The sequence below is a fragment of the Brevundimonas sp. genome (genome assembly GCF_036659295.1).
Lineage (GTDB): Bacteria > Pseudomonadota > Alphaproteobacteria > Caulobacterales > Caulobacteraceae > Brevundimonas.
Genome location: NZ_JAVXCU010000115.1, coordinates 1 through 5,977, shown reverse-complemented (window position 1 = coordinate 5,977; position 5,977 = coordinate 1). Strand labels below are relative to the sequence as shown.

Sequence of the window (5,977 nt, the reverse complement as noted above, 5' to 3'; positions counted from 1 at the left end):
CCAGCCGTTGCTGACGGGTATGATCCTGTCGAACGAGCCGGGCTATTACCGCGAAGGCGAATGGGGCATCCGTATCGAGACGCTTCAAGTCGTGACCGAACCGAGCGTGCCCGAGGGCGGCGAGCGCAAGATGCACGGTTTCGAGCAACTGACGCTGGCCCCGCTGGACCGCAAGCTGATCGACGTCGATCTGCTGACGCCGCAGGAACGCGCCTATGTGGATGCTTACCATGCAGAGGTGCTGGCCAAGCTCGGTCCGCTGCTGGCCGATGGCGTCCAGAAGGACGAAGCGGCGCTGGCGTGGCTGAAGACCCAGACGGTCGCCCTGTAACTTAATGCTGGGAGCCATCGCCCTTCTGCTGGTCTGCCAGTTGGCAGGCGAGGCCGTTCACCGGTTTGCAGGCGTGCCTGTACCGGGTTCGGTGATCGGTCTGGCTCTTTTGCTGGTCTGGCTGGCTATGGTGCGCCGCGAGCGCCCGTCACTGGAAACGGTGACGGGATGGCTGACGGCGCATCTGGCCATCATGTTTGTGCCCGCAGCGGTGGGCCTGATGAATGAAGGGCCGGTATTGGCCCGTCATGGTCTGGCGATCGTTGTGGCGACCGTGATTTCCACGCTTTTGACGCTGGCGGTGACGGCGCTGGTGTTCCAGTGGGCGGTCAGGCGCATGGAGCGCAAAGATCGGGAACACGACGCATGACGATGCCCGATCTGTTCACGACGCTGTTGTGGCTGTCAGTCACGGTGGTGGCTTTTACGGCCATGGACCGTCTGTCGCAGAAACTGGGCCGCCATCCGCTGGCCCATCCGGTTCTGTGGTCGGTGCCGTTGATTATTGCCGCACTATGGGTGACAGGCACAGCCTATGACACCTATGCGGCATCAACCGCGATGATCAGCTTCCTGTTGGGCCCTGCCGTGGTGTCTATGGCGGTGCCGATCTGGGAGCAACGCAAAGCCATTCGCAAACTGGCAGGCCCGCTGGCGCTGGCGGTGATGGCGGGGGCGATGACGGCGATTGTCTCGGCCGTCGGCATTGTGTGGATGTTCGGTGCGCCGCTGGACATCATGGCCTCGATTGCGCCGCGCTCGACTACGACACCGGTTGGGATGGCAGTGGCCACGACCCTTGGCGGCATTCCGGCGCTGGCGGCTATTATCATCATCTTTTCGGGCGTGTTGGGGGCCATGGTCGCCACGCCGATGTTGAACCTGATGCGGATACGCGACTATCGCGTGCGCGGGTTTGCGCTGGGGGTAGCGGCGCATGGTGTCGGCTCGGCCCGCGCCTTTCAGGTCAGCGAAACCGCAGGGGCCTATGCGGGTCTGGGCATGGCCCTGAATGCGGTGGTGACGGCGACTCTGCTGTCCATCGTCGCGGCCCTGATTTGATATGACAAAGTCCCGCAGCTTTTGCTACGGGGCTTTGTGCGTTCTGGATTAGACCAGTTGTTACTGGACGCGGGTCCAGGTCTGGGTCTTGCACAGCGGGGCCACGATGCAGCCGCGCAGACGCAGGGTGTTGTCATTGGTCATGGTGATGGTGCCGCGATAGGTGCCGCCATCCTCGGGGTTATAGACCGAGCCGCCGCGCCATTCGCTGGGACCACCGGAAAAGCCCGACAGCATACGCAGGCCGCGCAGGGTACGACCGCGCTGGCTTTCGTCCTTGTTACGGGCGTCGCGTACATCGGGATTGGCGCGGATGTGCGACGAGGTGACAAGCGTGCCGCACAGGGCGCTGCCGCAGCGTTCGATGCGGACCTGACCGCCATTGGTCGGGGTCTGCCACAGGCCGGTCGGATCGCTGGCCAGAGCGGGCGCTGCCATGGCCGAGGCGGCTAGAGCAGCAGCGGCGAAAATCATGGTCTTCATGGTGTCTACTTCCCAAGGTCGGATCACGGGAGAGGGGATCCGTTGACCACAGGTTGCTGCGAGATTGCGTTATAAACAAGACCTAAAATTATGGTGTTTTTTGTTTACAAAACCGGACCTTACGTCAAGATTTGACGGTAATGAGGTCCAGAAAATCGGCTTCGGACAACAGATTAAGGCCCAGATGGCGGGCACGGTCCAGCTTGGAGCCTGCACCATTTCCGACAACCACCCAGTCTGTTTTAGCGGTGACCGAGGCCATGACGCGCGCGCCGAAACGTCCTGCAATTTCTTGGGCTTCACTGCGCGAAAAGCGTGTGAGCTGGCCCGAAAATACCACCCGTTTTCCATTCATGGATAAGGGCATACCGGGCACAGGACGATAGGCATCCGAGAAGACGCTGGGGCGCGAGCTGGTTGTGCGCGATACGCGCGGTGCGGAACAAGCCGCATAGCCCGTTGCATTCATGCGCCCGACGCCGACCTGCGTGGCCTTGGCCAGATCGTGCAGGGTGGCGACCTGACTGAGACGCATGGCCTCCAGCGCGATTTGCGCACAGACAAAGGCATCTTCGCCCGCATCATGGTGCTTGAAGGCGATACCAAGGTGATCGCCAAGGGCGTTCAGGCGCGCCGTGCCCAGATCACGCCAGACCTTCTGGGCTACCTTGACGGTGCACAGATAATCGAACTCGGGATAGGACAGCGTATAGGCGTCGCAACTGGCGCGAACCACGCTCATGTCAAAGCCCGCATTATGGGCCAGAACCATGTCGCAGCCATCGATGCGTTCGCGAAGGCTGGCCAGAACATCGGGGAATTCCGGTGCATCCTCGACCATGTCGGGGGTGATGCCGTGGATACGGATATTGACCGGCGCAAAGCGCATTTCCGGCGGGCGGATCAGATGGGTTTCGCGATCGGTGACGCGCCCGTCCTCGATCCATGCCAGTCCGATCGAGCAGGCGCTGGCGCGCTGCTCGTTTGCCGTTTCGAAGTCGATAGCGACCGCGCGCATACTCGAACCCTCAGTCCTCAGCTGATGAGGGCGAGCCATTCGTCCTCGGTCAAAACCTGTACCCCGTGCTTTTCGGCATCCTTGAGTTTGGAGCCAGCGCCGGGACCGGCGACCAAATAATCGGTTTTTTTAGAAACGGAACCCGAGACTTTTGCCCCAAGGCTTTCTGCGCGCGCTTTTGCCTCGTCGCGTGTGAATTTTTCCAGTGATCCGGTGAACACCACGGTCTTGCCCGCGACAGGGGTGTCGGTGCGGGCCTGTTCCATGGGGACGATGGTTTCCAGTTCGGCTTCCAGTGCCTCGACAACCTGAAGATTGTGCGGCTCGTGGACGAACTGGGCCAGCGCCTTGGCGGCGACGGGGCCGACACCGGAGACACCGCCGATCTGGTTCAGCATCTCGCTGGGGCCCTGATGGCGGGCGATTTGTGCCAGACGCACCACGCCGGACCAGTCTACGGCTTTTTCAACCAGACTGCGACGGGCTGGCGCGGCAAGGGCAGGGAAGACCTGTTTCAGGTTCATATCCATAGCCCCGTCCGGCCATGGCGCATTGGCGGGCACATCGGTTGTCGCCAACTGTTCCATCACACGCGGGGAAATGGCGTGGGTGGCGGCCAGATCATACCAGTCTGCGGTGGGGATGCCCTTGGACGCTTCGATAGCGGCGGCTTTCAGGGCCTCCCACGATCCGAAATGGCGGGCGAGAATCAGCGAGGTCTGCTCGCCGATGTCCGGCACACCCAGTCCGAACAGGAAACGATCTAAGCTGATGGTGCGGCGGGCATTGATGCCTGCGATCAGGTTGTTGACGCTGGTATCGCCATAACCGTCCTCGCGGCGCAGGGCCGACAGTTTTTCCTCGTCCTTGGCCAGACGGAAGATATCGGCGGGCTGTTTGATCCAGCCGCGTTCGTGGAAGGCGATCAGTTGTTTTTCGCCAAGGCCTTCGATGTCAAAGGCGCGGCGGCTGACGAAATGCTTCAAGCGCTCGATGATCTGGGCGTCGCAAATCAGGCCGCCGGTGCAGCGGCGCTTGACCTCGTCCCCCTCACGCACGGCCTCTGAGCCACAGACGGGGCAGGTGGTCGGGAAGATATAGGGGACGGTGCCTTCGGGGCGTTTGTCCGCCACGACGCCGAGAATTTGCGGGATCACATCGCCCGCACGTTGCAGGGTGACAGTGTCGCCAATACGCACATCCAGACGCGCGATCTCGTCCTCGTTATGCAAGGTGGCATTACGCACCACCACGCCGCCGACCGTCACCGGATGCAGGCGGGCTACGGGCGTCAGGCTGCCGGTACGGCCGACCTGAATGTCGATGCCTTCAAGGATGGTTGTGGCCTGTTGGGCCGGAAACTTGTGCGCGATGGCCCAGCGGGGGCTGCGGGCGATAAAGCCGAGGCGCGCTTGCAGGTCGAGGCGGTCAACCTTGTAGACGATGCCGTCAATGTCATAGCCCAGCGTGGCGCGGTCTGTACCCAACTGCGTGTAGAGGTCGATCAGGCCTTGCGCCCCCGCCACACGGGCGGAGCGTTCATTAACCTTGAAACCCCATTCTCGGAACTTCTCCAAGGCACCGGCCTGGGTGTCGGTGAACGGCTCCGACACCTCGCCCCAGGCATAGGCAAAGAAGTTCAGCGGGCGCTGGGCGGTGATGTTGGGGTTTTTCTGGCGCAGCGATCCAGCGGCAAAATTGCGCGGATTGGCATAGGTTTTTCCACCCAGCATCGCCGCATTGGCATTGAACGCATCAAAGGCTTCGGTCGGCGAATAGACCTCGCCACGGATTTCGATGACGTCGGGCCAGCCGCTGCCGGATAATTGTTGCGGAATGTCGGCGATGGTTCTGAGGTTGGCGGTCACGTCCTCGCCGGTCTTGCCGTCACCGCGCGTGGCACCGCGCACTAAGACGCCGTTTTCATAACGCAAGGAGGCCGACAGGCCGTCGATCTTGGGTTCGGCGACAAAGGCGACCGGATCGCTTTCGGGCAGGTTCAGGAACCTGTGCACGCGGGTAACGAAATCACGCACGTCGCTGTCATCGAAAGCATTGTCCAGCGACAGCATGGGCACGCCGTGGCGCACCTCTGCGAACTGTTCGGAAACAGGCGCGCCGACCTTTTGCGACGGGGTGTCGCTGGATGTCAGGGCCGGAAAGCGGGTTTCGATCTGCAGTGCCCGCTGTTTCAGGGCGTCATATTCGGCGTCGCTGATGGAGGGGGCATCATCGCCATAATAGGCATTGTCGTGCGCCGACAGTTCCGCAGCGAGGCGTGCCAGTTCCTCGCGGGCCTGATCCTCGCTCATCGAGGCGACAGAAAGGGGAGCGGAGAAAAGATCAGCCATAGGGGAATCGTCAGTCATAGTCAGGGGCGGTGCCCTATCCTAATCCGTCATGCACATGACAGAAAGCTAATCTGGACAACGGGCAAAGCGTCACTAGGCTGCACGCAAATCTTTCGGAGCCTTTGCCTATGCGTCCGCTGTCCGCCAGCCTGATTATCGCCGCCGTTCTGGGGCTTGCCGCCTGCGAGACTACGCCTGCGACCTCGACCACAACGTCGCCTGTCGCGGTCGAAACGGCCGATTACAGCCAGTTGATGGACGATCTGCGAATCCTGTCGGCCGACGACATGCAGGGCCGCGATACGGGCACCGAGGGCGGGGCCAAGGCCCGCACCTATATCGTCAACCGTCTGGAAGCGATGGGCATTGCCCCGTCATCCATGGGACGCCTGCAACCGTGGGAAGCTCAAGGCCGTTCGCATGATGGGCCGAAAACCTTCAATGGCACCAATATTCTGGGCGTCATTCCGGGCACGCGGGTTTCGGACAAATATATCGTCATCACCGCCCACTATGACCATGTCGGCGTTCATGACGGTCAGGTCTATAACGGTGCGGACGACAATGCGTCGGGCGTCGCCACCATGCTGGAACTGGCCAAGCGCCTGAAAGCCAATCCGCCCGAGCACAATGTGCTGATCGTGGCGCTGGATGGCGAGGAGCGCGGGCTGCTGGGCGCGAAAGAGTTTGTCGAGGCCCCGCCTGTGCCTTTGTCGTCCATGGCCATGAACA

General features: G+C 61.7%; 7 protein-coding genes. 4 read left to right on the top strand and 3 right to left on the bottom strand.

The window, feature by feature from the left end:
- The 3 genes from RSB01_RS13210 to RSB01_RS13200 all read left to right on the top strand — a co-directional run.
- A partial coding sequence (locus RSB01_RS13210) for a M24 family metallopeptidase C-terminal domain-containing protein (protein ID WP_332625638.1) occupies positions 1-331 on the top strand: 331 nt, incomplete at its 5' end.
- A gap of 4 nt (positions 332-335) precedes the next feature.
- Entirely contained in the window at positions 336-701 is a 366-nt protein-coding gene (locus tag RSB01_RS13205; protein ID WP_332591354.1) for a CidA/LrgA family protein, read from the top strand.
- The gene (locus RSB01_RS13200; protein WP_332591355.1) at positions 698-1,393 is read left to right on the top strand and encodes an LrgB family protein; all 696 of its coding nucleotides are present in this window, start codon (positions 698-700) and stop codon (positions 1,391-1,393) included. The genes RSB01_RS13205 and RSB01_RS13200 overlap by 4 nt, the downstream gene beginning before the upstream one ends.
- A 60-nt stretch (positions 1,394-1,453) precedes the next feature.
- Here the strand turns inward: RSB01_RS13200 and RSB01_RS13195 are convergent, their stop codons facing one another.
- From RSB01_RS13195 to ligA, 3 genes are all read right to left on the bottom strand, one after another.
- On the bottom strand, positions 1,454-1,876 hold the full coding sequence (locus RSB01_RS13195; protein WP_332591356.1) for a DUF2147 domain-containing protein: 423 nt from the start codon (positions 1,874-1,876) through the stop codon (positions 1,454-1,456).
- A gap of 124 nt (positions 1,877-2,000) precedes the next feature.
- Positions 2,001-2,894, bottom strand: a complete 894-nt coding sequence (locus tag RSB01_RS13190) for an exonuclease domain-containing protein (protein ID WP_332591357.1) — start codon at positions 2,892-2,894, stop codon at positions 2,001-2,003.
- 17 nt (positions 2,895-2,911) lie between these two features.
- Positions 2,912-5,245, bottom strand: a complete 2,334-nt coding sequence (gene ligA, locus RSB01_RS13185; protein ID WP_332620371.1) for an NAD-dependent DNA ligase LigA — start codon at positions 5,243-5,245, stop codon at positions 2,912-2,914.
- Positions 5,246-5,373: 128 nt separating this feature from the next.
- On the opposite strand from ligA, the gene RSB01_RS13180 reads away from it, so the two are divergent.
- Positions 5,374-5,977 (top strand): M20/M25/M40 family metallo-hydrolase (locus RSB01_RS13180; protein ID WP_332625636.1); only part of this gene is annotated, 604 nt, incomplete at its 3' end.